Annotated in this window: 25 protein-coding genes; 19 read left to right on the top strand and 6 right to left on the bottom strand. The window is 63.2% G+C overall.

Annotated features, from left to right (window positions below):
* Nucleotides 1–37 precede the first annotated feature (37 nt).
* Entirely contained in the window at nucleotides 38–634 is a 597-nt protein-coding gene (locus tag Q5H92_RS17420) for a DUF4126 domain-containing protein (RefSeq protein WP_305012830.1), read from the bottom strand.
* Nucleotides 635–846: 212 nt separating this feature from the next.
* Between Q5H92_RS17420 and Q5H92_RS17425 the strand changes: the two genes are divergently transcribed.
* From Q5H92_RS17425 to Q5H92_RS17440, 4 genes are all read left to right on the top strand, one after another.
* Entirely contained in the window at nucleotides 847–1,296 is a 450-nt protein-coding gene (locus Q5H92_RS17425; RefSeq protein ID WP_305012831.1) for a PaaI family thioesterase, read from the top strand.
* 11 nt (nucleotides 1,297–1,307) lie between these two features.
* On the top strand, nucleotides 1,308–1,625 hold the full coding sequence (locus tag Q5H92_RS17430; RefSeq protein ID WP_305012832.1) for a hypothetical protein: 318 nt from the start codon (nucleotides 1,308–1,310) through the stop codon (nucleotides 1,623–1,625).
* Nucleotides 1,626–1,641: 16 nt separating this feature from the next.
* Nucleotides 1,642–3,072 (top strand): ATP-dependent DNA helicase, encoded by a 1,431-nt coding sequence (locus Q5H92_RS17435; protein ID WP_305012833.1) that lies wholly within the window; start codon nucleotides 1,642–1,644, stop codon nucleotides 3,070–3,072.
* 165 nt (nucleotides 3,073–3,237) lie between these two features.
* A complete protein-coding gene (locus Q5H92_RS17440; protein ID WP_305012834.1) occupies nucleotides 3,238–3,771 on the top strand; it encodes a DUF1573 domain-containing protein in 534 nt (177 codons plus the stop codon).
* Between the two features lie 127 nt (nucleotides 3,772–3,898).
* Here the strand turns inward: Q5H92_RS17440 and Q5H92_RS17445 are convergent, their stop codons facing one another.
* From Q5H92_RS17445 to Q5H92_RS17460, 4 genes are all read right to left on the bottom strand, one after another.
* Complete coding sequence (locus tag Q5H92_RS17445) at nucleotides 3,899–4,276, bottom strand: DUF423 domain-containing protein (RefSeq protein WP_305012835.1); 378 nt, start codon at nucleotides 4,274–4,276, stop codon at nucleotides 3,899–3,901.
* 63 nt (nucleotides 4,277–4,339) lie between these two features.
* Nucleotides 4,340–5,605: an aspartyl protease family protein gene (locus tag Q5H92_RS17450; RefSeq protein WP_305012836.1), complete on the bottom strand. Its 1,266-nt coding sequence runs from the start codon at nucleotides 5,603–5,605 to the stop codon at nucleotides 4,340–4,342.
* 67 nt (nucleotides 5,606–5,672) lie between these two features.
* Nucleotides 5,673–6,743 carry an o-succinylbenzoate synthase gene (locus Q5H92_RS17455; RefSeq protein ID WP_305012837.1) on the bottom strand — a complete coding sequence of 357 codons (1,071 nt, stop codon included), beginning with the start codon at nucleotides 6,741–6,743 and terminating at the stop codon, nucleotides 5,673–5,675.
* 54 nt (nucleotides 6,744–6,797) lie between these two features.
* Nucleotides 6,798–7,061, bottom strand: coding sequence for a KGG domain-containing protein (locus Q5H92_RS17460; RefSeq protein WP_305012838.1), 264 nt, complete (start codon nucleotides 7,059–7,061; stop codon nucleotides 6,798–6,800).
* 295 nt (nucleotides 7,062–7,356) lie between these two features.
* On the opposite strand from Q5H92_RS17460, the gene egtB reads away from it, so the two are divergent.
* The 6 genes from egtB to Q5H92_RS17490 all read left to right on the top strand — a co-directional run bounded on the left by egtB (nucleotide 7,357) and on the right by Q5H92_RS17490 (nucleotide 13,617).
* Nucleotides 7,357–8,691: an ergothioneine biosynthesis protein EgtB gene (gene egtB / locus Q5H92_RS17465; RefSeq protein WP_305012839.1), complete on the top strand. Its 1,335-nt coding sequence runs from the start codon at nucleotides 7,357–7,359 to the stop codon at nucleotides 8,689–8,691.
* A gap of 127 nt (nucleotides 8,692–8,818) precedes the next feature.
* On the top strand, nucleotides 8,819–9,781 hold the full coding sequence (egtD, locus tag Q5H92_RS17470) for an L-histidine N(alpha)-methyltransferase (RefSeq protein WP_305012840.1): 963 nt from the start codon (nucleotides 8,819–8,821) through the stop codon (nucleotides 9,779–9,781).
* Between the two features lie 141 nt (nucleotides 9,782–9,922).
* Nucleotides 9,923–11,041: a pyridoxal phosphate-dependent aminotransferase gene (locus Q5H92_RS17475; protein ID WP_305012841.1), complete on the top strand. Its 1,119-nt coding sequence runs from the start codon at nucleotides 9,923–9,925 to the stop codon at nucleotides 11,039–11,041.
* Between the two features lie 74 nt (nucleotides 11,042–11,115).
* The gene (locus Q5H92_RS17480; protein WP_305012842.1) at nucleotides 11,116–12,498 is read left to right on the top strand and encodes an MATE family efflux transporter; all 1,383 of its coding nucleotides are present in this window, start codon (nucleotides 11,116–11,118) and stop codon (nucleotides 12,496–12,498) included.
* Nucleotides 12,499–12,594: 96 nt separating this feature from the next.
* The gene (locus Q5H92_RS17485; RefSeq protein WP_305012843.1) at nucleotides 12,595–13,173 is read left to right on the top strand and encodes a DUF922 domain-containing protein; all 579 of its coding nucleotides are present in this window, start codon (nucleotides 12,595–12,597) and stop codon (nucleotides 13,171–13,173) included.
* A gap of 90 nt (nucleotides 13,174–13,263) precedes the next feature.
* Nucleotides 13,264–13,617 carry a tRNA-binding protein gene (locus tag Q5H92_RS17490; protein WP_305012844.1) on the top strand — a complete coding sequence of 118 codons (354 nt, stop codon included), beginning with the start codon at nucleotides 13,264–13,266 and terminating at the stop codon, nucleotides 13,615–13,617.
* Here Q5H92_RS17490 and Q5H92_RS17495 read toward each other — a convergent pair.
* The gene (locus tag Q5H92_RS17495; protein ID WP_305012845.1) at nucleotides 13,610–14,053 is read right to left on the bottom strand and encodes a DUF4296 domain-containing protein; all 444 of its coding nucleotides are present in this window, start codon (nucleotides 14,051–14,053) and stop codon (nucleotides 13,610–13,612) included. The two genes, Q5H92_RS17490 and Q5H92_RS17495, sit on opposite strands and share 8 nt — an antisense overlap.
* A gap of 102 nt (nucleotides 14,054–14,155) precedes the next feature.
* Here Q5H92_RS17495 and Q5H92_RS17500 point away from each other — a divergent pair, with 102 nt between their 5' ends.
* The 9 genes from Q5H92_RS17500 to Q5H92_RS17540 all read left to right on the top strand — a co-directional run bounded on the left by Q5H92_RS17500 (nucleotide 14,156) and on the right by Q5H92_RS17540 (nucleotide 24,567).
* Complete coding sequence (locus Q5H92_RS17500) at nucleotides 14,156–15,046, top strand: DUF58 domain-containing protein (RefSeq protein WP_305012846.1); 891 nt, start codon at nucleotides 14,156–14,158, stop codon at nucleotides 15,044–15,046.
* Nucleotides 15,047–15,365: 319 nt separating this feature from the next.
* Nucleotides 15,366–16,190: a hypothetical protein gene (locus Q5H92_RS17505; protein ID WP_305012847.1), complete on the top strand. Its 825-nt coding sequence runs from the start codon at nucleotides 15,366–15,368 to the stop codon at nucleotides 16,188–16,190.
* A 79-nt stretch (nucleotides 16,191–16,269) separates the two neighbouring features.
* Nucleotides 16,270–17,292 (top strand): VWA domain-containing protein, encoded by a 1,023-nt coding sequence (locus Q5H92_RS17510; protein ID WP_305012848.1) that lies wholly within the window; start codon nucleotides 16,270–16,272, stop codon nucleotides 17,290–17,292.
* A gap of 209 nt (nucleotides 17,293–17,501) precedes the next feature.
* A complete protein-coding gene (locus tag Q5H92_RS17515) occupies nucleotides 17,502–18,662 on the top strand; it encodes a hypothetical protein (RefSeq protein ID WP_305012849.1) in 1,161 nt (386 codons plus the stop codon).
* Between the two features lie 150 nt (nucleotides 18,663–18,812).
* Nucleotides 18,813–19,481 (top strand): YggS family pyridoxal phosphate-dependent enzyme, encoded by a 669-nt coding sequence (locus Q5H92_RS17520; RefSeq protein ID WP_305012850.1) that lies wholly within the window; start codon nucleotides 18,813–18,815, stop codon nucleotides 19,479–19,481.
* 131 nt (nucleotides 19,482–19,612) lie between these two features.
* Entirely contained in the window at nucleotides 19,613–20,776 is a 1,164-nt protein-coding gene (locus Q5H92_RS17525) for a lysophospholipid acyltransferase family protein (protein ID WP_305012851.1), read from the top strand.
* 173 nt (nucleotides 20,777–20,949) lie between these two features.
* Nucleotides 20,950–21,921 (top strand): alpha/beta hydrolase, encoded by a 972-nt coding sequence (locus Q5H92_RS17530; RefSeq protein WP_305012852.1) that lies wholly within the window; start codon nucleotides 20,950–20,952, stop codon nucleotides 21,919–21,921.
* 323 nt (nucleotides 21,922–22,244) lie between these two features.
* Entirely contained in the window at nucleotides 22,245–22,724 is a 480-nt protein-coding gene (locus Q5H92_RS17535) for a phasin family protein (RefSeq protein WP_305012853.1), read from the top strand.
* A gap of 160 nt (nucleotides 22,725–22,884) precedes the next feature.
* Nucleotides 22,885–24,567: an ABC1 kinase family protein gene (locus tag Q5H92_RS17540; RefSeq protein ID WP_305012854.1), complete on the top strand. Its 1,683-nt coding sequence runs from the start codon at nucleotides 22,885–22,887 to the stop codon at nucleotides 24,565–24,567.
* Nucleotides 24,568–24,804: the final 237 nt, after the last annotated feature.

The following is a 24,804-nucleotide window of genomic DNA, read 5'->3' on the forward strand; positions in this document are numbered from 1 at the left end:
GCGGGCTTTGTTTTAGGCGGGAGCGGGAAAATGAAACTCAGCCGTTGGCCTTGGTGGTGCGCCGCCGGACTTGCCAGCGGCGCAGGCGGCGCACCACAAACCCCAGCAGCAGGAGCACCAGCCCCGCCGCTAGCAGCGGCAGCAGCAGCGTAAGGGCCACGCCGCCAATGGCCAGCGTGTTTTCGGCCGTGGCCAGCACGGGGTTGGCCAGGCCGGCGGTGGAGGCGGTGGAGGCCCCCCGTAGCAGGGCCGTGGCCGTTTGCACCAGGCCGGCCGTGCCGCCACCCACTAGGATGCCCAGCGTCCAGCGCAGTGTAGGGTCGAGGTGGGGGAGGGCCGACGTCATGAGAATGGTGCCGGCCACGAACGAGGCCGGCGTGGTGAGCGTGTCGAGCACATGGTCGACCACCGGAATGTAATAGCCCGCGATTTCGACCAGCGTGGCCGTAGCCAGCGTGAGCAGCGCCGCCCAGCTGCCCAGCCACACGAAGCTCGCCGCCGGCGTCAGGTAGCCAAAGTGGTAGCTCAGGCTGGCCGCCAGCAGCGGCACAAACACTCGAAACCCGCTGCACGCCGCCAGGCCCAGGCCCAGCGCGGCTGCTACCAGAAATTGCATTGCCGGAATGTGTTCCATGGGTTTGGGATGGGAAAAAGCGAGGATTAAAACGCCGGGCCCGCCCTCAACCAGTACCTTTGACTGAAAGGACAGCAAAGTGACTCTATGTCCTGCAAATGCAGGTTTTGGGTACTCAGAAGTTCTAAGGCCTCTCGAAAAGTACAACGGGGTACAAAGCTCATTGGGTGATGTTACCGTCCGCCATTTGCAAGCAAACATAACCGATTTCCGTGTCCACCAATTCTTCCGTAACCTCCGCCGCTACTGCCGCCCACCCCGACCTTGAAGCCCGCATCCGCCGCAAGCTCACCGGGCAGCGCTTCATGCACCTCATCGGGGCCGACCTGACCACCATTCTGCCCGGCCGCGTGGAGGCCGAGCTGGCCCTGGCCGAGCAGCATTTGCAGCAGCGCGGCTTCGCCCACGGCGGCCTCATTGCCACGCTGGCCGACTTAGTGGCGGGCTTCGCGGCCGTCACGCTCGTGCCCGACAACTTCGGCGTGGTGACTTCCGACCTGAAAATATCGTACCTGCACCCCGGCGTGGGGAAGCAATTAAAAGCCATCGGCTGGGTGTTGAAAGCCGGGCGCCGCCTGCACTTCTGCGAAGCCGAAGTGTGGTGCGATGAGCTGCTCATTGCCAAAGCCAGCGCTACCATGGCGGTGATTGAGCCAACTTAAACGTTTGTCCGATGAGTATTTCCAAGGTTGCTGCCACGATGGCTTGGGCATGTATTGGCATTCTCCTGTTTCTAATCTTGTATGCGAATTACGATTCTTATTTTAGTGTTAATGCCAGGTTAGCAAAGAAAAACGCTAAGAATATCAGGGAGATAGAAGTTGGGATGGATTCTGTGCGGGTTAATCAAATTATGGGATTGCCTGTCGGTCGGTATTCAATTAAGCAAGACCATATTTTTCACTACATCCATCAGCCGGGCACCTCGAACAGTTACCAGATTGTATTTAATGCTGCCTACCAAGTGAAAGAAGTGGGCATTATTGACTGAGTTCAAAAATTAATAAATGCTCACCCTCCGCACCCCCTCCGTCCGCGACTATTTCCCTTACGAACCCACCGAGGACCAAGCCCTGCTGTTCACGCAGCTCGACGCTTTTCTGAAGGACCAGCTGCCGGGGCGCAAGATTTTCGTGCTGCGCGGCTATGCCGGCACCGGCAAAACCACCGTGGTGAGCGCCCTGGTGCAGTGGCTGCACAAGCTGCAACGCAAATACACGCTGATGGCGCCCACCGGCCGCGCCGCCAAAGTGATGGCGGGCTACGCCGGCGTGCCGGCCAGCACCATCCACAAGAAAATATATCGCCAAACGTCCGGCGCGCCCTCCGAACGGCTCAACTTCCAGCGCCAGCCCAACCGGGTGGAGCAAACCCTGTACATCGTGGACGAAGCCTCTATGATTTCGGACGAGAAGGCCTTCGGTGAAAACGGTTTGCTCGATGATTTGATGGGCTTCGTATTCGAGAAAACTAGCAACAAGCTGCTGCTCATCGGCGATACGGCCCAGCTGCCGCCGGTAGGCCAGCTCCTAAGCCCGGCCTTGGACCCGGAACTGCTGGCCCACCGCTTCCGGGCCACGGTGGGCAGCGTGGAACTGCGCCAGGTGATGCGCCAGGCCCAGCAGTCGGGCATCTTGGTGAATGCCACCGAATTGCGCGAGGAGCTACGCGAGGAGGCGCCCAATATCCAGCTGCACACCAAGGGCTTCCGCGACATTTTCAAGATGGGCGGCGACAAGCTGGAGGACGGCCTGCGCTGGGCCTACCGCCAGTTCGGGCACGAAAACACCACCATCATCTGCCGCTCCAACCGCAACGCCAACCAGTACAACCAGCTCATCCGTAGAGCGTTGTTCGATGCCGAGGAGGAGATTGAGGGCGGCGACTACCTGATGGTGGTGCGCAACAACTACTATTGGCTGCCCAAAGATTCCGAAATCGGCTTCCTGGCCAACGGCGACTTTTTGGAAATCCGCAAGGTCATCCGGCGCGAGGAGATGTACGGCTTCCACTTTGCCCGCGCCCAGGTGCGGCTGGTAGACTACCCCGACGAGCCCGAAATTGAGGTAATGCTGCTGCTCGACACGCTGCACACCGAAAGCCCGGCCCTGCCTTCGGACCGTAACAACGCGCTGTATATGGCGGTGAGCGAGGATTACGCCCACCTCAAAACCAAAGCCGAGCGCTACAAGGAAATGCGCAAAGACCCCTACCTCAACGCCCTGCAAATCAAGTTTGCCTACGCTCTCACCTGCCACAAGGCGCAGGGCGGGCAATGGCAAGCGGTGTTTGTCGACCACGGCTTTCTGAAACCCGATGAGCCGCTGGCCGGTGAGTTTGCGCGCTGGCTCTACACGGCCATCACGCGGGCTTCGGAGCGGCTATTTTTGCTGAACTTCCAGCAGAAGCTGATTAGCGACCTCGTGGAGGAGGATTAAAATGGATTCGGCGGGTGGAATTTTAAGGCCGACGGCTTCGTTTAGCAGGCTTCACCGTTTATTCAGGTTCGGCTGGCTAGTTTGGTCGGAAATTTGTGAGTGCGTCCGAAAGCACTAAATTTGTTAAAACCCAACGCTCATCAACGTTTCCCCTCTTTGAATTTTATGAAAAAAACCTTGCTCCTCGCCCTGAGCCTGACCGCCGCTGCTTACACCGCACAAGCGCAGGCCACGACCACGAAAGCCGCCGTGACGGCTGGCCCCGCCATCACGTTTGAAGAGTCGAAATACGACTTCGGTTCCGTGGTGCAGGGCGGCACGGTCGACCACACCTTCAAGTTCCGCAACACCGGCACCGCGCCCCTCGTCATCTCGAACATCGGTGTGAGTTGCGGCTGCACCACCCCCGAGTGGACGAAAGAGCCCGTGATGCCCGGCAAAACCGGTACCATCGCCGCTCACTTCAACTCGGCTGGCAAAATGGGCATGCAGAATAAAGTGCTGACCATTGAGTCGAACGCCACTGCTGGCAGCACCACCGTGTCGCTAGTAGGCGAAGTGAAAGAGGCTTCGGCCACCGCCAATGCCACCCCCGCCATGACCGCAACCACCACCGCCGGCTCGGCCACCGTGAAAACGGACGGCAAGAAGACCAAAGAGAAAGTTGGCGACGCCAAAATGAAAACCAAAATGAAGTAAGTTTTTGGGCTTTGGCCCTTGAACATATGAAAAGGGCAGCCTGCGCAAGCGGGCTGCCCTTTTTTCGTTCTAAAGCTTAGGAAAAGAACGTCATGTCTCGGCAAGCTCGACATGACGTTCTATAGGCCTACAACTCGCGCACGGCCAGTATCAGGCTCACCCAGCCGGCCAGAAACAGCAGGCCGCCCAGCGGCGCCACCGCGCCCAGCTTGGTGATGCCCGTGAAACAGATGCCGTAGAGCGAGCCGCTGAATACCACAATGCCGCCCAGCCATAGCCAGCCGGTGGTGCCCAGGCCGCGCAGCTCGGGGCGGGCGGCCCAGAGCGCGCCCACGGCCAGCAGCGCCAATACGTGAAAAAACTGGTAGCGCACGGCGGTTTCGAAGGTGTCGAGGCGGCCGGCTTTCACCAGCGTGTCGTGCAGGGCGTGGGCGCCAAAGGCCCCGATGGCCACGCCCAGGCCGCCAAACACGGCGGCGAGTTGAAGCAGAAGTCGAGCAGTCATAAGCAGCAAAAATGGAGAAGCGGGAACGGCCGCGAAGGTACGGCCGCAGGCGCCGCCCACCGCTCAGATTTGGCGCTTCAGGTGTATCGACACGGTGTGCAGGTCGCCGTTGGGCCGGCGCAACACCATGAACACCAAGCGTCCGTCGTCGGTGCGCAGCATGCGGCTGAGCTGGGTGAGAGTGAGGTAATTGACCGGCAGGAAGTTGACGCTGACGATTTCTTCGTCGCGCTCCACGCCCGCGCGGTAGGCTGGCGAGTCGGGCATCACGCTCAGCACCAGGTAGCGGCGGTAGTCGGGGCCGGTAGCCAGCAGGTCGAGGCCGCACATGTCATGTTCGAAAGGCTCCTGGAGGCGCAGGTTGGGGCGCAGCAGCAGGCGCTGGTGCGGGTAGTCCACTATCAGCGAAAAGCGCTTGAGCAGCTCATAGCCCACGTTGCCGTTGCGGGGCACGTCCACGCGGCGGTACACGTCGGCCGCATCGGGGAAGGAGGTGAGCACCGAGCGGAGGCGGTAGCGGCCCAGGTGCAGTGACGTGACCCGGCCCAGGTAGCCGCGCACCGTGCCCGTGAGGCCCTGGCCCAGCTCGGCGGGCAGCCGGCGGGCGGGGCCCACGAGGCGCGGGTCCGAGTCGGTTTCGAGGGAAAGGGCGTGGCTGGCGCCGGTGTCCAGCACCAGCTTCAGGGTGAGGGTGAGCGAGTCGTTGAGCTGCACCGGAGCGTGGAAGTAGGCCTTGCCTTTTTCCAGCGAAATGGGCAGGCTCGACCACTGCCGCCCCCGCGGCGCCCGGAAAGCGGCCGGTTCGCTGAGCACCATAAACGACTCCTCGGGGCGCAGCGCCACCACGAAGCTGCGGAACAATTCCGACCCCAGAATGCCGTAGATGGGCACGCCCACGTAGCCCGACAGGTTGAGCGCATCGCTCTCCAGCACCAGCGGGCTGAGGTTTTTCGCTTCCACGCCGCCCAGTGCAAAGCGCACGCCGTCGGTTTGGTAGGCCAGTAGGCCGGTGTCGGTGCCGCCCGCGCCCACCACCCGAAACCGCTCGCCGTGGCGCAGCTGCAGCGAGTCGGCCAGGGCCGTGGAGGTGATGATGGTGGTGCTGACGCCGGTATCGAGCAAAAAATTGAAGGGGCCGAAGCCGTTCAGCATGCAGCTGACCACCACCAGGTTGCGCTGCATCTGTATCGGCACCCGGGCGCGGTGGCGCTTGGCGTTGCTGAACCCGAACGGCGCCTCGGCTGCCTGCGTCTGGGCGCGCGCGGCCTGTTGTATTTCCCCGCCCCAGGCCAGGAAAATCACCAACCAGACAAAGCGCGGAAGAAACATGGCAAAGAAAAAGGCTACCGGGGCATTAAAGTAAGGGCAAAGACGCGCCTTTTCCGCCGGCGCCGCTTCAGGCCGGTAGTTCCCAGGTTCCCAGCGGGTCGTAGCGCAGGGCGCCGCCGTCGATGCGCAGCGGCGCGGCCACATTATTGTGGTAGAGCTGGCCCGTGCCAAGGCCCTGCGCGAAACCCTGCACGTCGTACTCGCCCGTGAGCTGGGCCACGGCGTTGAGGCCCACGTTCGATTCCAGGGCCGAGGTAATCCACCAGCCGATGCCGCGCGCTTCGGCGAGCGCAATCCAGCGGCGCGTGGCGGCGTGCCCGCCCAGCAGCGTGGGCTTGAGCACGATGTAGGCGGGGCGGATTGCATCGAGCAAGGCCGCTTGCCGGGCCGGCTCGCTCACCCCAATCAGCTCCTCATCCAGGGCAATGGGCAGGGGCGAGGTGCGGCACAGCGCTGCCAGCGCGGCCGTTTGCCCGGCGGCAATGGGCTGCTCGATGGAATGAATGGCAAACTCGGCCAGCTGCGCCAGCCGGGCCGGCGCGTCGGCCGGGGCGAAGGCGCCGTTGGCGTCCACGCGCAGCGTGAGGCGCTCGGGGCCGGCCACAGCGCGGATTTCGGCCAGCAGCTCCAGCTCCGTGGCAAAGTCAAGGCTGCCGATTTTCAGCTTGAGGCACGAATACCCGGCCGCCAGCTTTTGCCGAATCTGCTCGCGCATGAAGGGGGCGTCGCCCATCCACACCAGCCCGTTGATGGGGAGCGCGGCCGAGCCCTCACTGAAGGCATTGGCGTAGAGCTGGCGCCGGCCGCCGTGGGCCAGGTCCAGGGCCGCGGTTTCGAGGGCAAAGGTGAGCGCCGGCAGGCCCGGACCCACGAATGCCGGCGCATCGGCCGCCGCGAAGGTGGCCCGTGCGCCGGCATTGAACCGCTCGCAGAGCTGGGCTACTGCGGCCGGGAAATCAGGGCCGTAATCGGGGCTGAGGCCGGCCAGGGGCGCGGCCTCGCCCAAGCCCACGAGGTGGGGCGCGGCCGTGTCGGTGAGGTGCAGGTACCAGGCCACGTGTTCGGCCAGGGCCCCGCGCGAGGTGCGGGCCGGAAAGTTGAAGCGCAGCGCGCGTTGCGAAAAGCGGAGACGAAGCATGCCGCAAAGATGCGCGGCAGGCCTCGTCTCCGCTTCGCGGGCAGCCGGCAGACGTTACTTGCTGCTGTTGTTGGTCTTGCCGCGCCGGCTCACGAGGCCGCCTTTGCGCCCGGCGTCGCGGGCCTCTTCGGCCGAGAAGCGGTGGCCCCGGCCGCTAGCGTGCGAGGCTTTGCCGCCTTCACTGGCTATACGGCGCTGGGTCTCCGGGCTCATGGCGGCGAAGCCGCGGCGGCTCTTGGTGCCCACGCGGTTGGCGGGGCGGGTAGCAGCTTTGGCGGCGGTAGTGGCTGCAGTGGAAACGGTGGATGAAGTTGCCATGGTACTATTGGAAAGGGGTTAAATGATATGCAATGGTAAGGGTTGCAGGCAGTAGTCGTACCCGAATTTGGCCGTTATGTTGTGATTAATAAGGTTTTTAGCCATAAATACCACTTTGTACTGAGGAGCTTCTACGTACTTATTGTCGGACTCTGCGTGTTTATGGGATTTCTGAGTGAAATCTGTAGCTCGTCGGTGGCTATTGCGGGATATTTGGGCGGGGCCGTAACCTCGGGCGTGCTAATCCGGTTAGTGCGGTGTACGGCCGTGGTGGCCATTGCCCTTGCTACTGCATATGTCCCAAGCTTCTGCTTCCCTGGCCGCGCCCCGTGCGGCCGTTTCGCCCTGGCCGGCCCGCTACCGGGCCGTGCGCGCCCAAAGCCAGGCCCTGTGCGCCCCGCTACTGCCCGAAGACACTGTGGTGCAGCCCGTCATCGACGTGAGCCCGCCCAAGTGGCACCTGGCCCACACCACCTGGTTCTGGGAAACCTTCCTGCTGAAAGAGTACGCGCCCGGCTACCAGCTTTTTCACCCGGAATATGCCTTTCTGTTCAATTCCTACTACAACTCGCTGGGCTCGCGCGTGAACCGGGCCGACCGCGGCACGCTCTCGCGGCCGCCTCTGGCCGACGTGGTGGCCTACCGCGCCCACGTGGACGCGGCCATGGCTGCCCTGCTCGCCCGCACCGACCTGCCGCCCGCCGTCTACGAGTTGGTGGAACTGGGCCTGCAGCACGAGCAGCAGCACCAGGAACTGCTGGCCACCGACATCAAATACATCCTCAGCACCAGCCCGTTGGCGCCGGCTTATCTGAAAAGTGCGTCGAGCGCTGACTCGGATGATGCTATTGTTTCACCTCTTCACGCCAAAGAAGCGGCCTGGCTACCTGTGCCGGGCGGCATCTACCGCATTGGTTTTCAAGAAGAAGGATTTTGCTTTGATAATGAGCTGGCGGCGCACGACGTGCTGGTGGCGCCCTTCGAGCTGCAGAACCGGCTGGTGACCAACGCCGACTACTTGGCCTTCATTGAGACCGGCGGCTACCGCGACTTCCGCTACTGGATGGGCGAGGGCTGGGACCTGGCCCAGGCCGAGGGCTGGGAAGCGCCGCTGTACTGGACGCGGCGCGACGGCGCCTGGTACCGCTTCACACACCACGGCCTGCAGCCGGTGGCGCCGGCCGCGCCCGTCACGCACATCAGTTTCTATGAGGCCGATGCCTACGCCAACTGGGCCGGCGCCCGCCTGCCCACCGAGGCCGAATGGGAGACGGCCGCCCGCCACTTCGGCGCCACGCCCGCCGGCGGCACCTGGCTGGAAAGCCAGCGGTTCGACCCCCAGCCACTGCCCGCCGACGCCGACCCCGCCCAGTGCCACCAGCTGCTGGGCGACTGTTGGGAGTGGACCTACTCGGCCTACCACGCCTACCCCGGCTACTCCCGTGCCGCCGGGGCGCTGGGCGAGTACAACGGCAAGTTCATGGTGAACCAGCTGGTGCTGCGCGGCGGCTCCTGCGCCACGCCCGAAAGCCACATCCGCGTCAGCTACCGCAACTTCTTCCACGCCGACAAGCGCTGGCAGTTCACCGGCATCCGGCTGGCGCGGTCGGTCGATTCAGTTAACATTTAACAAACCGCCGCTCGCCTGGAGGTGCCCCAGGCCTCCGTTCTTTCCAATCCCACCCTTTCGCTCAACTCCTTTCGTCTGATGCTGGCCCAGTGGCCAAGTCGATGGAGTGTTAAATGTTTATTGCTAAATGTTAAATGTCACAACCGAGCTGGCGCAGCACGTGGCCGAGGGCCTGGGCAAAATGCCCAAAACGCTGTCGTCGATGTATTTCTACGACGACGCGGGCAGCCGGCTGTTCCAGCAAATCATGGACTTGCCGGAATATTACCCCACGCGGGCCGAGTTTGCCATCTTCCGGGAACACGGCCCGGCCCTGGCGGCGGCCCTGAGCCCGGCGGGCAGCGACGGTTTTTCGCTGGTGGAGCTGGGCGCGGGCGACGGTGCCAAAACCAAGCTGCTGCTAAGCGAGCTGCTGCGCACCGCCACGGCCTTCACTTATGCGCCGGTGGATATTTCGGCGGGCGCCATGACGGGGCTGGTGGACACGCTGCGCCGGGAGCTGCCCGCCCTGCGCGTGGCGCCGGTGGTAGAAGATTATGCCACGGCCCTCACCCAACTGCGTACTTGGCCCGGCAGTAAGGCCGTGCTGTTTCTGGGGTCGAACATCGGCAATTTTGGCCCGGCCGAGCGGCTGGATTTCCTGCGCCAGCTGGCCGCCCCGCTGGGCCCGGCCGACCGCCTGCTCATCGGCTTTGACCTGCAGAAAGACCCGCGCCGCATCCGGGCCGCCTACGATGACGCGCAGGGCGTGACGGCCGCCTTCAACCTCAACCTGCTCACCCGCCTCAACCGCGAGCTGGACGCCGATTTCGACCTAGCCCACTGGCAGCACTACACCGACTACAGCCCCCTGACCGGCGCCGTGCGCTCGTTTCTGGTGAGTACCTGCGCCCAGCAGGTCCGCATCGCGGCGCTGGACGAAACCGTTGATTTCGCCGCCTGGGAGATTATTCACACCGAGAATTCTTTCAAATTCACCCTGCCTCAGATTGAAGCTCTCGCAGCCGAAGTCGGCCTGCGGGTGGTAGAAGTCTTCACAGACGCGTCCGGCGATTTTGCCGATGTGGTGCTGGCGGCCCGGCAAGCATAGGGGCTTGTGAGAACGTCATGCAGCGCGCAGCGAAGCATCTCGCATGCTTCGTTGCGCCGCTTAGATTACTACTGCACGCGAGATGCTTCGCTGCGCTCTGCATGACGGCACTTCACTTCATTCGAGAACTTCTATAAAAAAATGCAACCTATCACCCTGGCCTCCGGCTACGGAAACTTCGCGGTGCCCGAAGTGGCTTTGGCAGCGGCCTCGCAGGCGCTGGAAGCTGCCCGGCAGACCGGTGAGCCGCTGGCCGTGAGCCCGGCCGCTGGCTTACCTGAACTGCGCGAGGCGCTGGCCCGGCGCTACTGCCAGCGCGGGGCGACCGGCGTGGTAGCGGAGCAGGTGGTGGTGACCAGCGGGGCCAAAACCGGTCTCTTCGCCCTGCTAAGCGAGCTACTGCGGCCCGGCGACGACGTGCTGCTGCCCACGCCCAACTGGTTCGGATTTTTTGAACTGGTGCGGCGGACCGGCGGCGTGTTGCGCACTCGGCCGCTGGCGGCGGCCGACAACTATACTCTCACGCCCGAAACGCTGCGCGCGGCCCTGACGCCGGCTACCCGGTTGCTCATCCTCAGCAACCCTAACAACCCCACCGGCCGGGTATACTCGCGGGCCGAATGGGCGGCGCTGCTGGCCGTGACGACCGATTTCCCGCAGCTTTGGGTGCTCAGCGATGAGATTTACGAAGGCATTTGCTTCGGGGCTGTGCCAGTGCCCACGCTGCTGGCCCTGCCCGACCCCGGGCAGCGGCACGTGGTGGTGAGCGGTTTTTCGAAGTCGCTGGCCCTGGCTGGGTGGGGCGTGGGCTGCTTGGTGGCCCCGCTGGCCCTGGCCCGAGCGGTGGTGGCCCGGCTGTTTGCCACCGGCGTGGCCGTGCCAGTGCCAGCCCAGCTGGCGGCGCTGGCTGCCACCCGCCACGCCGAGGAAATTGGGGCCGGGCTGTGCGCGCAGCTAACGCCTAATCGGGAGCTGCTGCTGGCGGCGCTGGCTGCCCTGCCGGGCGCACCAGCCACTGTGGCACCGGAAGGCACTTACTACATATTTGCCGATTTCACCCGCTTTCTCACGGCAGGGGTGCCAGTGGTGGAAGCCTCGGCGCAACTGGTGCAGCGGCTGGCGGCGGCCGGCGTAGAGGTGGTAGATGGTGCTACCTGCGGCGCGCCCGGCTTCGTGCGCATGTCGTATGCCGTGGCCGAAGCGGAGTTGCGCGAGGCGCTGGTGCGGCTGCGGAAGCTGCTGGCGGCGGTATGGACATAGTTTTCGCCTGTCATCCTGGCAAACTCTACGACCGGTCCCAAACCCCGAGCTGTACCTTTGCCGGGCAATATTTTATGGGAAAGACTTTAGATAATATCCGCCCGCATGTGCGGCCCACGCTGCTGCTGGCCTACCCGGTGGTGCTTTCGCAGCTGGGCCACATCTCGGTTAGCTTCGTCGATTCGGTGCTGGTGGGGCGCACGGGCACGGTGCCGCTGGCGGCCGTGAGCCTGGGCGTGAGCAGCACCACGGTGCTCATGATACTCGGCATTGGCCTGAGCATGGGCAGCGTGCCGCTGGTGGCCGCCGCCCACGGCCGGCGCGATATTCCTGCCCTGGGCCGCCTGCTGGCGTCGTCGGTGTGGCTGTGTGCGCTGGCCGGGCTGGCGCTGGTGGGAGTGGGGCAGCAGCTGCCCTTTTTGATGCACTTTCTGGGCCAGCCGCCCGAGGTGGTGACGATGGCCGCGCCCTGGGTGCGGGTCATTAGCTGGTCGCTGCTGCCGCTGATGGTGTTTCAGGGTTTTCGGGAGTTTGCCGAAGGGCTGGGGCTCACGCGCCAGGCCATGTGGCTGTCGGTGCTGGCCAACGTGGTGAACGCCGCCCTGTGCTACGCCCTCGTTTTCGGGCACTGGGGCGCTCCGGCCATGGGCCTGATGGGCTCGGCCTGGGCCACGCTCATCGCGCGCATCCTCATGGCGGGGCTTATGGCGGGTTACGTGCTGCTGGCGCCGCGCCTGCACGCCTACCGCGCCGCCGTGGGGCGCTGGCTGCCCGATGCCGCCACGCTGCGCCGCCTCTTCGATTTGGGCGCCCCCATCGGGGTGCAAATGGCCTTTGAGGTGGGCGCCTTTGCCGCTTCGGCCATCATGATAGGCTGGCTGGGGGCCACCACGCTGGCCGCGCACCAGGTGGCCATCAACTTGGCGTCTTTCACCTACATGGCGGCCAGCGGCATTGCGGCGGCGGCCACCATTCGGGTGGGCAACCTGCACGGCAGCGGCCACCGGGCCGAAGCGCGACAGGCAGGTTTTGCGGCCTACGCGCTGGGGTTTGCATTTATGGGCACCATGGGCCTGCTGTTTGTGGCCACGCGGCATGTGGCGCCGCTGCTCTACAGCCACGACCCGGCCGTGGTGGCCCAGGCGGCCACGCTCTTGCTCATCGCAGCCCTGTTTCAGGTATCCGATGGCTTGCAGGTGATGGGGCTAGGCGCGCTGCGCGGGCTCGAAGACGTGAAAGTGCCCTCGGTGGTGGCGCTGCTGGCGTACTGGGCGGTGGCTTTGCCGCTGGGCTACTTTCTGGGCTTCCGGCTGCACCTGGGGGCGCCCGGCGTCTGGATTGGCCTGCTCGCGGGGCTGAGCATCGTGGCCGTGGTGCTGCTGTTGCGCTTCCGGCGCGAAACGGCACCGGGGGCGGTGGTGCCCGTTTCGGCTGAGGCCTCGGAGCGGGTGTTCTAGCGCCGCAACGGGCGGTATTTAACGGCGAAAGCAATTTTTGTTGGGACGGCCGTGTTTGGCACGTCAAATTAACGATGACTTTCGACCTCTTCGCTTATGCTTTCTTTTTTGAATTCGATACTGCTGCTGGCTGGTTTGCTGCAAGGGCCGGCGGTTAAACCTGCTGCAACGCCCTCGGCCAAACCTGCACCGGCGGCACCCATTGCATGGTCGGCCACACGGCCCCTCACGGTGGCCGATTTCCTGGGCCGGCCCGGGCCTTCCGACCAGCTGGCCGCCCTCACCACGTCCGACCTCAAGGCCGATGCCGCCTGCCGCGACTTCGTGTTTACCGGCACCGTCCGCGCCACCTTCAACCCTAATACTTCCTGGATACGGAACCCTGCCACTATTTCGGCCGCGCTGCTGCGCCACGAGCAGATTCATTTCGACATCACCGAAGTGTACGCCCGCCTCATGCGCCAGAAGCTGCTGGTGTTCCAGGCCCGGGCCGATTGCAACAAGCTCCAGCCGGCCTTCAATAACCTCACCAAGGGCGTGTACGACCAGTGGGACCGGGAGCAAAACCGCTACGACGCCGAAACCAACCACGGCCTGAACGCCGCCAAACAAGCCTATTGGGAAAAGCAAACCCAGGTGAAACTGGAGCAGCTCAAGGCATTTGCGGTGGAGTAGGGTGCTTAGTTTATTTTGACAATAGCCCGCTCAAACCAGAACGTCATGTCGAGCGTAGCCGAGACATGACGTTTTTTTATTCTCCATCTCATGAATTCTCCTTCCCCGGCCCCGCTTATCTGGGCCGAATTCGAGCGCGTCGAACTGCGCGTGGGCACCATTCTGGAAGCGCGGCCATTGCCGGAGGCGCGCCGTCCGGCGTTCCAGCTGCTGATTGATTTTGGCCCCGAAATCGGATTGAAGAAGTCCAGCGCTCAAATCACGCACCACTACACACCCGAAACGCTGGTGGGCCGCCAGGTGCAGGCCGTGGTGAATTTCCCGCCCAAGCAAATCGGGAAATTCCGCTCCGAAGTGCTGGTTACGGGCTTTGCCGATGCCGACGGGCACATTGTGCTGGCCGCCGTGGCCGGCCCGGTGCCCAACGGCAGCCGGCTTATTTAGCCAAGGTGCCGGCGTTGGCGGGCGGTGGCGGCGTGGCCGCAGCGGCCGGGGCGGTGGCGGACGGCGGGATAATCGGCCCCAACTTGCTCTGGCGCTGGCTGAGCGTGTCGACCACCGAATTGTAGATTTCGCTTAAGTCCTTGCCGTGGATGCCGTAGTAGCGGTAGCTGCGTTGGAAAGTGGAGTCCGTGACTTCGCGGGACCAGAGCAGGGTTTTCTTTTGCGAGAGGAAGAGGGCCCGGCCCGAATCGGGTGGCAGGCGGCTGCTTTCGACTTGCGCTTCCAGCACGTGCAGGTCGGCCAGCAGGCGGACCATTTTCTCGCGGGGCAGCAGGTCGGCGGGCGGGGGCGCGTCTTCGGGGCGGTCGCAGGCGGGCAGCGCCAGCAGGAGAGGGGCCAGCACCAGGCCCAAGCAGCAACGACGGAAGATTTTCACAAGGGCAAAGTTACGCCTGCGCCGTAGCTTCGTCTTCAGTGGTGAAAAGAACGTTATGCAGAGCGCAGCGAAGCATGACGTTTCCTCTGCTCCTTGTGCCCTATGAATTCCCCCCTCACCGACTTGGTGCGCCGCCTGCGCCACCTCGAAATCCGCATCCGCAAGGCGGTGGAGGCCCAGCTGCAGGGCGATTTTCACTCCGTATTCAAAGGCACGGGCCTCGAATTCGACGACGTGCGCCTCTACCAGTACGGCGACGAGGTGCGCGCCATCGACTGGGCCGTGAGCAGCAAAGGCCACGGCACCTTCGTGAAAACCTACAAGGAGGAAAAGGAGCAGCAGGTGCTGGTGCTGCTGGATGTGAGCGCCTCGTTGGACGTGGGCGACGGCCAGCGCCGCAAGCTCGATGTGGCCCGCGACATTGCGGGGCTTCTGGCCCTGTCGGCCGCGCGGCAGGGTTCGGGGCTGGGCCTGCTGGCGTTCAGCGACCAGAAGGAATTGTACTTGCCGCCGGCCAAGGGCGCACGGGCGGCGTATGCCCTCATCAACCGGCTGTTTTCGCTGGAGCCGGTTTCGCGGGGCACGGGCGTGGGGGCGGGCATCCGGCAGGCGCTGGGGCTGCTCAAGCGCCGCACGCTGGTGGTGCTGATTTCGGACTTCATCGATGGCCACTACGAGCGCGAGCTCACCATGCTGGCCCAGCGCCACGACCTGATTGTGGTGCAGCTGCGCGCCCCGCGCGAGCGGCAGTTTCCGGCCCTGGGCATTGTGCCGCTGCGCGACGCTGAAACCGGCCAGGTGCGCTGGGTCAACACCTCGTCGGCCGATTTCCGGGCCCGCATCGAGTCCGGCGCCGACCGCCAAGAGGCCGAGCTGGTGAACCTGTGCCGCCGCACCCGCACCGGCTTCCTGACGCTGAGCACGGAGGGCGATTTCGTGCCTCAACTCGTGAATTTATTTCGTCACCGTCAGCAATTTGGGCGTCGTGGGTAAGGGTAATTGGATATCAAAAGGTTATTTGGCGCTTGCGCAGCAGTTTGCGTCGCCCTATGCGTCGTCTTCACCCGCGGCCTCTCTCCAAAAGAGAGGAAAGCCTGCCGATTGTAGCGTGGACTCTGCGAGTCCGCGCTTGGGCGAACGTTCTGCAACGCGCGGACTCGCAGAGTCCACGCTACAAGCCAGCGCCGCAGCTCCCTTATTTTTCGGAGAAAGGCCGGGGGGGAGGGCGACGCATAGGGCGCTTTGCCTGGTATCACTCTGCCTGACGTTCTTATTCAGCCAAAGCAGCCACGCCCAGCCGGCCCCGCTGCCCGTGCCGCAGGGCCGCTTCCTGAAACCAACCGTCCTTGTGGGCGAGCCGCTCGACTACGAGCTGCGCTACGAGCACGCACCTGGGCTGGAAGTGGTGTTCCCGGATTCGCTGGCCCGGTTCGCGCCGTTTGAATACGCGGGCAAAACCTACTTCCCCACCCGCACCCGCCGCGGCGTCAGCCTCGACCGCGCCATCTACCACCTGCGCACCTTCCGGCTCGATTCGGTACAGACGCTGGCCCTGCCCGTGGCCGTGCTCCAGGGCGAGGATACGCTGAGCGTGCTGCCGCCGGCCAGCCGCGTGCGCCTGCGCCGCACGGCCGCGCCGCCGGTGGGGGAGGCGCTGCCCGCCCTGCGCCAAAACCTGGCCCTGGTGCCCGTGGAGCCGGTTTTCAATTATCCCTACTGGATTGCGGGCGCCATGGCCGTGCTGCTGCTGCTGGGGGGCAGTGCCCTGCTGTTTCGGCGGCCGCTCACGCGGCGCTACCAGGCCTACAAGCTGCGCAAAAACCACGGCTACTTTCTGGCCCAGTTTGCGCGCCACGTCGAGCGGTTCGATTTGTCGCGCTCGGCCACCAACGTGGAGCGCGCCGTGGTGCTCTGGAAAAACTACCTCGCCGGCCTCGAAAACAGCGGCCTGAATTCCTTCACGACCCGCGAAATCGTGGCATATTTCGAAAACGACACCGATGTGCGCAAAGCCCTCACCGCCACCGACAAGGTGATTTACGGCAACCTGCAAAGCGAAGACGCCAAGGAGGTGGACCGTGCCTTCCAGCGCCTGCGCGGCTTTGCCGAGCGCCGGTATGCATCGGTAACGGAGTAGCGCGGACTTTTAATCCGCGAGTCCAATCATCCTCCATTCCCGGACGCGGACTAAAAGTCCGCGCTACTTTCGCCCCCGCGTGAACGACCTTTTCAACCTTCTGCGCTACGCCACGCTGGCCAACTACCAGTGGCAGCACCCCCGGCTGCTGCTGTTGCTGGGGGCCGTGCCGCTGCTGTTTCTGCTGCGGCGGTTGCTGGCGCGGCGCCGGGCGCGGGTGGGCGTGGCCTTCGGGCCGGGCGAGGGCGGGCGCGACTGGACGGCGGCCCTGCGCTTCGTGCCCGATGTGCTGCTGGGTTTCGCGCTGGCGTTTGGCGTAGTGGCGCTGGCCCGCCCCCAGCGCACGGATGAGCGGGTGGAGCAGTCGGGCCGGGGCATCGACATTGTGCTGGCCCTCGACGTGTCGGGCTCGATGGCCATTCAGGACCTACGCCCCAGCCGCATCGAAGCCGCCAAGCGCCTGGCCACCGACTTCCTCAAAAGCCGCGTGGGCGACCGTCTGGCCCTGGTGGCCTTCGCCGGCGACGCTTACTCGCTGGCTCCCCTCACCACCGACTACGACCTGCTGCGCGAAGACCTGGCCAGCCTGCGCATGGGCATGATTGACAACGACGGCACGGCCATTGGCTCGGCCCTGGGCGTGGCTACCAACCGCCTGCGCGAGTCCACAGCCCGCTCGCGGGTAGTCATTCTGCTCTCGGACGGCGAAAACAACGCTGGCAGCCTCGACCCGCTGCTGGCCGCGCAGCTGGCGCATGCCTTTGGCATCCGCATCTATACCATCGGGCTGGGTAAGGATGGCTTCGTGCCCTACGGCCAGGACGAAAACGGCAAGCCCCGCTACGTGCAAACCCGCCTCGACGAAACCACCATGCGTGAGCTGGCGGCGGCGGCCGACGGCCAGTTTTTCCGGGCCACCGATAATGGCGCCCTGCGCGAAGTCTTTAACCAAATCAACCGCCTCGAAAAGTCCGAAATTAAGCAGCTGCGCTTCCGCAACACCCGGGATTTTTACCGGCCGTATCTGTGGCTGGCCATTGCCCTGTGGCTGGCCTGGCTGGCCCTGAAAAGCACGTTTATGAGCAACCCGCTGGAGGATTGAGCCCGTACCCCGAAGTTGCGCTTTGGCTCGCGTCGGAGCTTTTGTCGGCCGCGCCGGTTCAGGCTCCGGCGGAGCAAAGCCTCAAAATTAGCCTCGATGAAACCACCCTGCGGGGGCCGAAGCACAGCTTCGGGGTACGAACCACCGGCGCGTCGCCCTACTTTTGCTCAGGCAGCCTGCCACGCTTTCCCTTTGGCTGTCTTGCTCTCATGAATAAAAGCTTGCTGGCTCTCGGCCTGACGTTGCTGATGACCTTGGACCGCCTGCCCGCAGTTGCCCAGGGCCACATCATGCGGGTGCGCCTCACCGATGGCGCGCCCACCCTCAACGCCAACCTGCCCCGCGACTACACCGACCGCACCTTCATCAAGGGCCTGGCCATGTACCGTAACAAGATTGAGGACCTCACCGGCTGCCTCATCCTGCTCGAAGACCGCGACAAGGCCAGCATCATCGGCCAGTACATCAAGCCCGGCGAGCCGCCCCTGCGCAACCAGACGCTGGCCGACGTGCTCTACAGCTCCAAAATCAGCACCGCTTTCAAGATGAACGGCAGCTACATGGTGGCCTCGGTGGCCGCCAACCACGCCTCCATCGTGGAGCTCATAATTACCGACATTGGCGGCGTGCTGGTGCCCGAAACCGCTGTGCCTTACCTCGACATCTGCAAGGCGGCCAAAAACGTGGCTCCGGAGCTGAAAAAGCGCATCTACTACATCCGCTCGGCCAAGCTCAGCAGCGTGCACAGCCGCGTGTACCAAGAAGTCGGGGCCGAGTCCGGCGTGTCGGGCACGGTGTTCAGCGCCGGCGGCAAGGTGTACAGCAGCTCCGACCAGTTCAAGACCGACTACGTGGTGAGCGTGGACCTGGTGAGTTTGAACAACCTGCTGCTCACCAAAAACTGCGACAACCTCATCAGCAGCAACGAGCTGGCCGGCCGCCTGCAGTCGGACCGCGCCCGTCAGGACGCCGACCGCGCCGAGCAGGAGCGCCGCCAGAAGGAAAGCGAGCTGAAAACCGCCAAAGCCGAGGCCGACGACCTCAAGCGCAAGGTGGCCGAAATTCAGGAAAACCTGAAAAAGCAGTCGATGACCACCGACGAATACCGCCACCAAGTAGAAGGCCTGCGCCGCGACCTCGTCGTGGCCCAGCAGCGTGTCAACCAAGTCAATATCGAGTTCAAGCAGGCCGAAAGTAACACCAAAGTGGTGCAGGCCAGCTCCGAGCAGCAACAGCAGCAGCAAACCCGTACCGCCGCCGCCACCGCCGCCCCGCTGGTGCAGAAATCCGACGTGAACGTGATTTCGGAGGTAAAAAACCTCTCGGAGGAAGAGGTGAAGAAAATGGGGTTCAAAGAAGTGAAGCAGTGAGGCGGTTTGTTGTAGCGTGGACTCTGCGAGTCCGCGCTTTGCCGGGACGTTCGCTAAGGCGCGGACTCGCAGAGTCCACGCTACAATAGGCGCCGGTTGGAAGCCGGTAAACACGACCTTTCTGATTCGTTTAAATCAACCTATTCCCTAATGTCCATCGCCGATAACATCCACCGCCTCAACGCCGAGCTGGCTGGCACGCCCGCCCGGCTGTGCGTGGTGACGAAAACCCACCCCATCGAAAAGCTACAGGAGGCCTACGACGCCGGCGCCCGCTGCTTCGGCGAAAACCGGCCCCAAGAAATGGCCGCCAAGCAGCCCCAACTGCCCGCGGATGTGGAGTGGCACCTCATCGGCCAGCTCCAGACCAACAAGGTGAAGCTGCTGGCCCCGTTTGTGCACACCATCCAAAGCATCGACAGCCTGAAATTGCTGCGCGAAATCAACAAGCAAGCCGCCGCCAATGGCCGCGTTATCAACGGCCTGCTGCAATTCCACATCGCCCGGGAGGAAACTAAATCCGGTCTCACGCTGGCCGAAGCCGAGGAAATTCTCACGTCCGACGAATACCGCCAATTCCAGAACGTGCGCCTGACCGGTGTGATGGGCGTGGCCACCTTCACCGATGACGATGCCCAACTGCGGCAGGAGTTTCAGCAGCTGCGCGGCTACTTTGCGCACCTGAAAGCCACGTATTTCGCGGCCGATGAGGCTTTTCGGGATATTTCGATGGGCATGAGCGGTGACTACCCGCTGGCCGTGGCCGAAGGCAGCACGCTGGTGCGCGTGGGCAGCGCCATTTTCGGTAGTAGGGGGTAGGGGCATTTCGCGCCCTGCGCTATTCTGCGTGAACCACTGCGCCCCTGCGGGAACCGCTTTCAGCACGTCCTCAAAGCGCGACGCTGGAAATTCGCCTATCTTCCGCCCTCCGTCTGCTGCACCGCCCACCCATGCCCGCCACCACCGCGTCTTCGCCTCCGCCGCCGGCCATTCAGGCCAACCAGCACATCTACGACGACTATTTCGAGGAGGAATTCACCCGCACGGTGGACGAAAACATCCTGCAGCTGCTCGACCGCGTCTGGTTCCGGTCGGAACTGGTCGGTTTTGAGGACTTCCCGCAACGCAACAACCCCGACCGGCCCCTGATTTTTGCCTCCAATCACTCGGGCATGGCCTTTCCCTGGGATGCCATCGTGGCCTTGTCGCACCTGTTCCGCTACCTGCCCAAACACGAGCGCATGAGCGACCTGCCGCGCCCGCTCTCGGCCCCGCTGCTCTCCCAAACGGCTCTGATGAACCCGTATTTGGTGAAAGACTTCTGGAAGAAATGCGGCTGCGTGGACGCCACGACGCTGAATTTCGAAACCATGATGTACTACCAGGACCACAACCTGATGCTCTACCCGGAGGGCGTGCCCGGCATCGGCAAGGGGTTCAACCGCAAGTACGAGTTGCAGCGCCTGGCCACCAGCATGGTGCGCCTGGGCCTGCAACACGGCACTGACATCGTGCCCTTCTACACCATCAACGCCGAATACCTCAATCCCTACGCCTACAGCGTGGATTGGATAAACCGCCTCACCAAAAAAATCGGCATCCCGTTCCTGCCGCTCACGGTGTTGCTGCTGCTGGTGCTCATCCAGCCCTGGGCCTTCTACCTGGCCCTGCCCGCCAAGCTTACCTTCGTGATGGGCACCCGCATCCGCCCTTCCGACCTCACCAATAAAACGGTGGATGAGCTGAGCCGCGAAGAATACCTGGCCCTGAGCGAGCAAATCCGCCAGCAAATGCAAACGGAGATGGACGCCGCCGTGCGAGCCCACGGCCAGAAGCCCTACCGCTGGGGCGAGCTGTGGCAGCGCATGAAGGAAAACCGCCGCTTCTTCCCATTTTTTCTGCCCTTCGCCTGGCCGGCCGTCTTCACCGAGTTCGAGCGCCGCTACGTGAAGGAGGGCCAACGTAACTTCCGCATGCAGCTCGACCGGCCCGGCGCCTGGCTGCGCATGCTCTGGCGCAACCCCATAACCCTGGCCTATTTCATCCCGTTGTTAGGCTGGATTCCCTTGGCTATCAAAGGCTACAAAGGCAATAAGCTGGGGCAGAAACCGTAGTAGTTAGAACAGTTCTAAAAGAACGTCATGCAGAGCGTAGCGAAGCATCTTTACCGCCACTACTAAGCCTGCCGATTGGTTTACTTGTTGCAGGCAAGATGCTTCGCTACGCTCTGCATGACGTTCCCGTTTTGCCCGTTCCCGCTTTCCTCCCTTCCCCAAAATCCCACCCAATGCCCTCCTTCCAGCACCTGCTGCTCAAGCAGCTCCTCACGGCGGCGGCCGCGCCGCTGGCCCGCCGCAAGCCCAGCGTGGGCGCCATGCGCCTGGCCATGGAGGCCGGCTCGCTCTTCAATTTCATGCCTTGGAAGGTGAATCTGGAAAGTCTGAAGCTGGACAAACGCCTCGAAGCCGAGTGGCTGCGGCCCCGCGCCGCCCACCCCACGCGGGTGATGCTCTACCTGCACGGCGGCGGCTACGTGCTGGGCTCGCTCAACACGCACCGCAGCCTGGTGGGCAGCCTGGCCCAGCGCTGCGGTCTCAACGTGCTCACCATCAATTACCGCAAGGCGCCCGACCACCCCTTTCCTGCCGCGCTCGATGATGCCCGGCGCGCCTACCGCTGGCTGCTGCGCCACGGCTATCAGCCGCACGACGTTGTGGTGGCCGGCGACTCGGCTGGCGGCGGCCTGGCGCTGGCCCTACTGCTGGCTCTGCGCGACGCCGGCGAACCACTGCCCGCCGCCGGCATCGGCCTCTCGCCCTGGACCGACCTCAACCTGCCCATCACCGCCCTGCGCCGCGTGGCCCGCGAAGAAGGCCTCCTGCTCGAAGCCCTGCAAATGCGCAACTGGGGCCCCCTCTACGCTCACAAAACGGCGCTTTCGCATCCGCTGCTTTCGCCCCTGCAGGCCGATTTGCACGGGCTGCCACCGCTGCTCATTCAGGTTTCCACCGCCGAAGTACTCTACGACGACGCCTTGCGCTTTGCCGACAAAGCCCGCGCCGCCGGCGTACCCGTCACGCTGCAACCATTTGAAGGCCTGGTGCATTGGTGGCACCTGTTTTGGCGCATTGTGCCCGAGGCCCGTCAGGCGCTTGACCAGGTAGCGGCTTTTCTGGAGAAACGATGGCCACAGGTAGAAGCAGAGCAGCGGCGAGCGGCCGCTACGAGTCGTCAGGCTCGTGGACGAATGGCGGCTTAGAACGATGTAGAGACGCCGCACTTCGCGTCTCGGCGCCCGGATTGTTCGGGCCGAATGTTCAACCATGAGACGCGAGGTGTGGCGTCTCTACATCGTTCTGGACATCGCAGGCTGAGGTTTACCCTGTGAAGAAAAAATATGCCGCATTTTCATGGTTTCCAGTCACTTTAACGCCCAAACAGCGTACACAACTCAACTATATTGCAGCGTGTTCGTAGGTTTGCATCGAAAATAGTCGGCTTGCATACTACTTTTGTGCATCAAGGGCTTTTACTTCAACCACTTCGCCTTTTTACCCTTTCACTTCAACCCGTTTCAACCCCATGGAAGATTTGTTTAAGAAGTTCGTCAATGCCGGCGTCGGCTACATTGCCCAAGGCAGCAAGACGGTGCAGAGCACCATCGAGAAGCTGGTGAAGGACAACAAGATGACCCAGGAGGAAGGCAAGAAAATTGTGGATGAGTTGCTGAAAAGCGGCGAAACCAAGCGCGCCGAGCTTGAAAAGCAGTTCCAGGGCCTAGCCGACCGCGTGAAAACCACCGTCGGTCTGGGCGATTCGAAAGCCAAAGCCAAGCCCGCCGCCAAAAAGCCCGCTCCCAAAGCCGCTGCCAAGCCTGCGACCAGCGCCACCAGCAAAGCTGCCGGCACTGTGAAAAAAGCCGCCGACAAGGTGAGCAGCGCTGCTGGCACGGCCCAGAAATCGGCTGCCGCTAAAGCCGGCGCTTCCAAGCCTGCCGCTGCCAAAAAGCCGGCCGCTAAGAAGCCCGCTGCCCCGGCTGCCAATTCCGAAGGCCAGGCATAAGGCTTGCCTCATTGCTCAAAAGCCCCGTTTGCGTTTCGTGAGCGGGGCTTTTTCGTAGCGCGAACTTTGTGGTTCGCATACCCGAACGACCTTGTTTGGTCGGCCCAGGGGCGCGAACTACAAAGTTCGCGCTACAGCAAAAGCCCTACATTCGCTGTTGATGTTCAAAAACACGATTTCCAACCTTTCCCGCATCCGGCAGGTAGCAGAAGTGCTGCTGCGCTACGGTTTTGAGGACGTGGTGACGACCACGCCGCTGCGCCGCCTTGTGAGCCAGAGCCGCCGCCTGAGCTGGCAGCGCGAAGACCGGCAGGTATTCGAAACCACGCGCTGGGAGCGGGTTCGCCTCATTATCGAGGAGCTGGGCCCCACCTTCATCAAGCTGGCCCAGGCCATGAGCAACCGGGCCGACCTGCTGCCCGAGGCCCTGATTGACGAGTTTGAGAAGCTGCAAAGCAACGTGCCGCCCTTCGAAACGGCCCTGGCCCGCCAGATTATCGAGGAGGAGCTGGGCCGGCCGATTTCGGAGGTTTTCAGCGAGTTTGATGACGTGACGCTGGGCTCGGCCAGCATCGGGCAGGTACACCGGGCGCGGCTGCTGAGCGGCGAAGAAGTGGTGGTGAAAGTGCAGCGCCCCGGCGTGCAGCAAAAGGTGAAATCCGACCTGGCGCTGCTGCACGAGCTGGTGCGCCTCACGGCCGGCTTCCTGCAAAAGCAGGGCCTGGCCAACCCACAGGACATCGTGGACGCCTTCGAGCGCAGCATGAGCAAGGAGCTGGATTACACGGCCGAAGCCCGTTCCATGGAGCAGTTTCGCAAGCTCTACGAAAACTACACCACCTTCTACGTACCCAAGCCCTACCGCGAGCTGAGTACGGCGCGCATTCTGGTGATTGAGTTCGTGAGCGGCTGCAAAATCACCGACAAGCCGCAGCTGCTGGCTTGGGACCTCAGCCCCGCTACGGTGGCCGAAAACGGCATGGACATCTACCTGACTCAGATTTTTGAGTTCGGAATTTTCCACGCCGACCCGCACCCCGGCAATGTGCTGGTGCGCCCTGATGGCACCATTGTCCTCATCGATTTCGGGATGGTGGGCCGCCTCACCAAGCAGCAGAAATACGCCTTCGCGGGCGTGTTTATCGGCATGGCGCGGCAGGATGCCCGCAGCATGGCGCTCAACTTCCGGCGCCTGGCCCTCACCGCCGAAATCCCTGACATGCGGGCTTTCGAGGCCGATCTGAGCCAGCTAATTGAGGATTTTGCGATGCTCGACGTGAAGGAGATGAGCATGAGCGACCTCGCCGACGCCCTCCAGAACATCATCTATAACTACAAATTACAGGTGCCGGGTGCGGTGTTCCTCATCCTGCGGGCGCTGGTGATTCTGGAAGGCATCGGCAAGGTGTTGCATCCGAATTTTAACACTTTCGAGTTCGTGGCGCCTTACGGGGCCAGGATTATCAAGGAGCAGTACTCCCGCCAAAACCTGCTCAGCGAGGCCGAATACACCGGCACCCAACTGCTGGCGCTGCTCCAGACGCTGCCCTCGGACGTGCGCCAGATTGTGCGCAAAATCAGCAAGGGCGAGCTGCGGCTGAAGTTTGAGCTGGTGGGCTACCAAACCCTCATGCGCAAGGCCGACCAACTGGTGAGCCGCACCATTCTGGCGCTGCTGGGCGTGGGCGGGCTGCTGTTTTCGGGCCTCACGCTGCTGGGCCGCTACTCGCCCGACATGCCCTACCACCGCGGCGTGCCCGAAATCACGTGGTGGAGCCTGGGCGCCACGGGCTTCATGCTGCTGATTTTGCTGCTGCTCGGCACTGGGCGGAAGGAGAAGTGAGCGCAAGGTTTCGCGAGGTTAAAAGAGGTTTCGCAAGGTTTAAAGGTAGGGAATGAGGAATTGTAAAGTCCCGTTTTAAGTTTAAATTAGAATTTTTAGTGCTTGAATAACAATGATTTGAGTTATTGTTTGGAATTGGGTTAATGTCCCTGGATTGGCAATTTTGAATTGCCGGCTGCTTTGAGGCCCCGCTACCTTTCGCTGCCTGTCGCCATTGGCAGGATTTCCAAGCGAAAG

The organism is Hymenobacter mellowenesis (assembly GCF_030581005.1).
GTDB classification, from domain to species: Bacteria; Bacteroidota; Bacteroidia; order Cytophagales; family Hymenobacteraceae; genus Hymenobacter; species Hymenobacter mellowenesis.

Bases quoted from the DNA above. Each gene is read 5' to 3' on its own strand.
- Q5H92_RS17535 (WP_305012853.1), top strand. From the start codon at position 22,245: ATGGAAGATTTGTTTAAGAAGTTCGTCAATGCCGGCGTCGGCTACATT.
- Q5H92_RS17520 (WP_305012850.1), top strand. From the start codon at position 18,813: ATGTCCATCGCCGATAACATCCACCGCCTCAACGCCGAGCTGGCTGGC.
- Q5H92_RS17515 (WP_305012849.1), top strand. From the start codon at position 17,502: ATGAATAAAAGCTTGCTGGCTCTCGGCCTGACGTTGCTGATGACCTTG.
- Q5H92_RS17490 (WP_305012844.1), top strand. From the start codon at position 13,264: ATGAATTCTCCTTCCCCGGCCCCGCTTATCTGGGCCGAATTCGAGCGC.
- Q5H92_RS17435 (WP_305012833.1), top strand. From the start codon at position 1,642: ATGCTCACCCTCCGCACCCCCTCCGTCCGCGACTATTTCCCTTACGAA.
- Q5H92_RS17485 (WP_305012843.1), top strand. From the start codon at position 12,595: ATGCTTTCTTTTTTGAATTCGATACTGCTGCTGGCTGGTTTGCTGCAA.
- Q5H92_RS17540 (WP_305012854.1), top strand. From the start codon at position 22,885: ATGTTCAAAAACACGATTTCCAACCTTTCCCGCATCCGGCAGGTAGCA.
- Q5H92_RS17500 (WP_305012846.1), top strand. From the start codon at position 14,156: ATGAATTCCCCCCTCACCGACTTGGTGCGCCGCCTGCGCCACCTCGAA.
- Q5H92_RS17460 (WP_305012838.1), bottom strand. From the start codon at position 7,061: ATGGCAACTTCATCCACCGTTTCCACTGCAGCCACTACCGCCGCCAAA.
- Q5H92_RS17445 (WP_305012835.1), bottom strand. From the start codon at position 4,276: ATGACTGCTCGACTTCTGCTTCAACTCGCCGCCGTGTTTGGCGGCCTG.
- egtB (WP_305012839.1), top strand. From the start codon at position 7,357: ATGTCCCAAGCTTCTGCTTCCCTGGCCGCGCCCCGTGCGGCCGTTTCG.
- Q5H92_RS17440 (WP_305012834.1), top strand. From the start codon at position 3,238: ATGAAAAAAACCTTGCTCCTCGCCCTGAGCCTGACCGCCGCTGCTTAC.
- Q5H92_RS17450 (WP_305012836.1), bottom strand. From the start codon at position 5,605: ATGTTTCTTCCGCGCTTTGTCTGGTTGGTGATTTTCCTGGCCTGGGGC.
- egtD (WP_305012840.1), top strand. From the start codon at position 8,819: ATGTTAAATGTCACAACCGAGCTGGCGCAGCACGTGGCCGAGGGCCTG.
- Q5H92_RS17480 (WP_305012842.1), top strand. From the start codon at position 11,116: ATGGGAAAGACTTTAGATAATATCCGCCCGCATGTGCGGCCCACGCTG.
- Q5H92_RS17420 (WP_305012830.1), bottom strand. From the start codon at position 634: ATGGAACACATTCCGGCAATGCAATTTCTGGTAGCAGCCGCGCTGGGC.
- Q5H92_RS17475 (WP_305012841.1), top strand. From the start codon at position 9,923: ATGCAACCTATCACCCTGGCCTCCGGCTACGGAAACTTCGCGGTGCCC.
- Q5H92_RS17455 (WP_305012837.1), bottom strand. From the start codon at position 6,743: ATGCTTCGTCTCCGCTTTTCGCAACGCGCGCTGCGCTTCAACTTTCCG.
- Q5H92_RS17530 (WP_305012852.1), top strand. From the start codon at position 20,950: ATGCCCTCCTTCCAGCACCTGCTGCTCAAGCAGCTCCTCACGGCGGCG.
- Q5H92_RS17430 (WP_305012832.1), top strand. From the start codon at position 1,308: ATGAGTATTTCCAAGGTTGCTGCCACGATGGCTTGGGCATGTATTGGC.
- Q5H92_RS17525 (WP_305012851.1), top strand. From the start codon at position 19,613: ATGCCCGCCACCACCGCGTCTTCGCCTCCGCCGCCGGCCATTCAGGCC.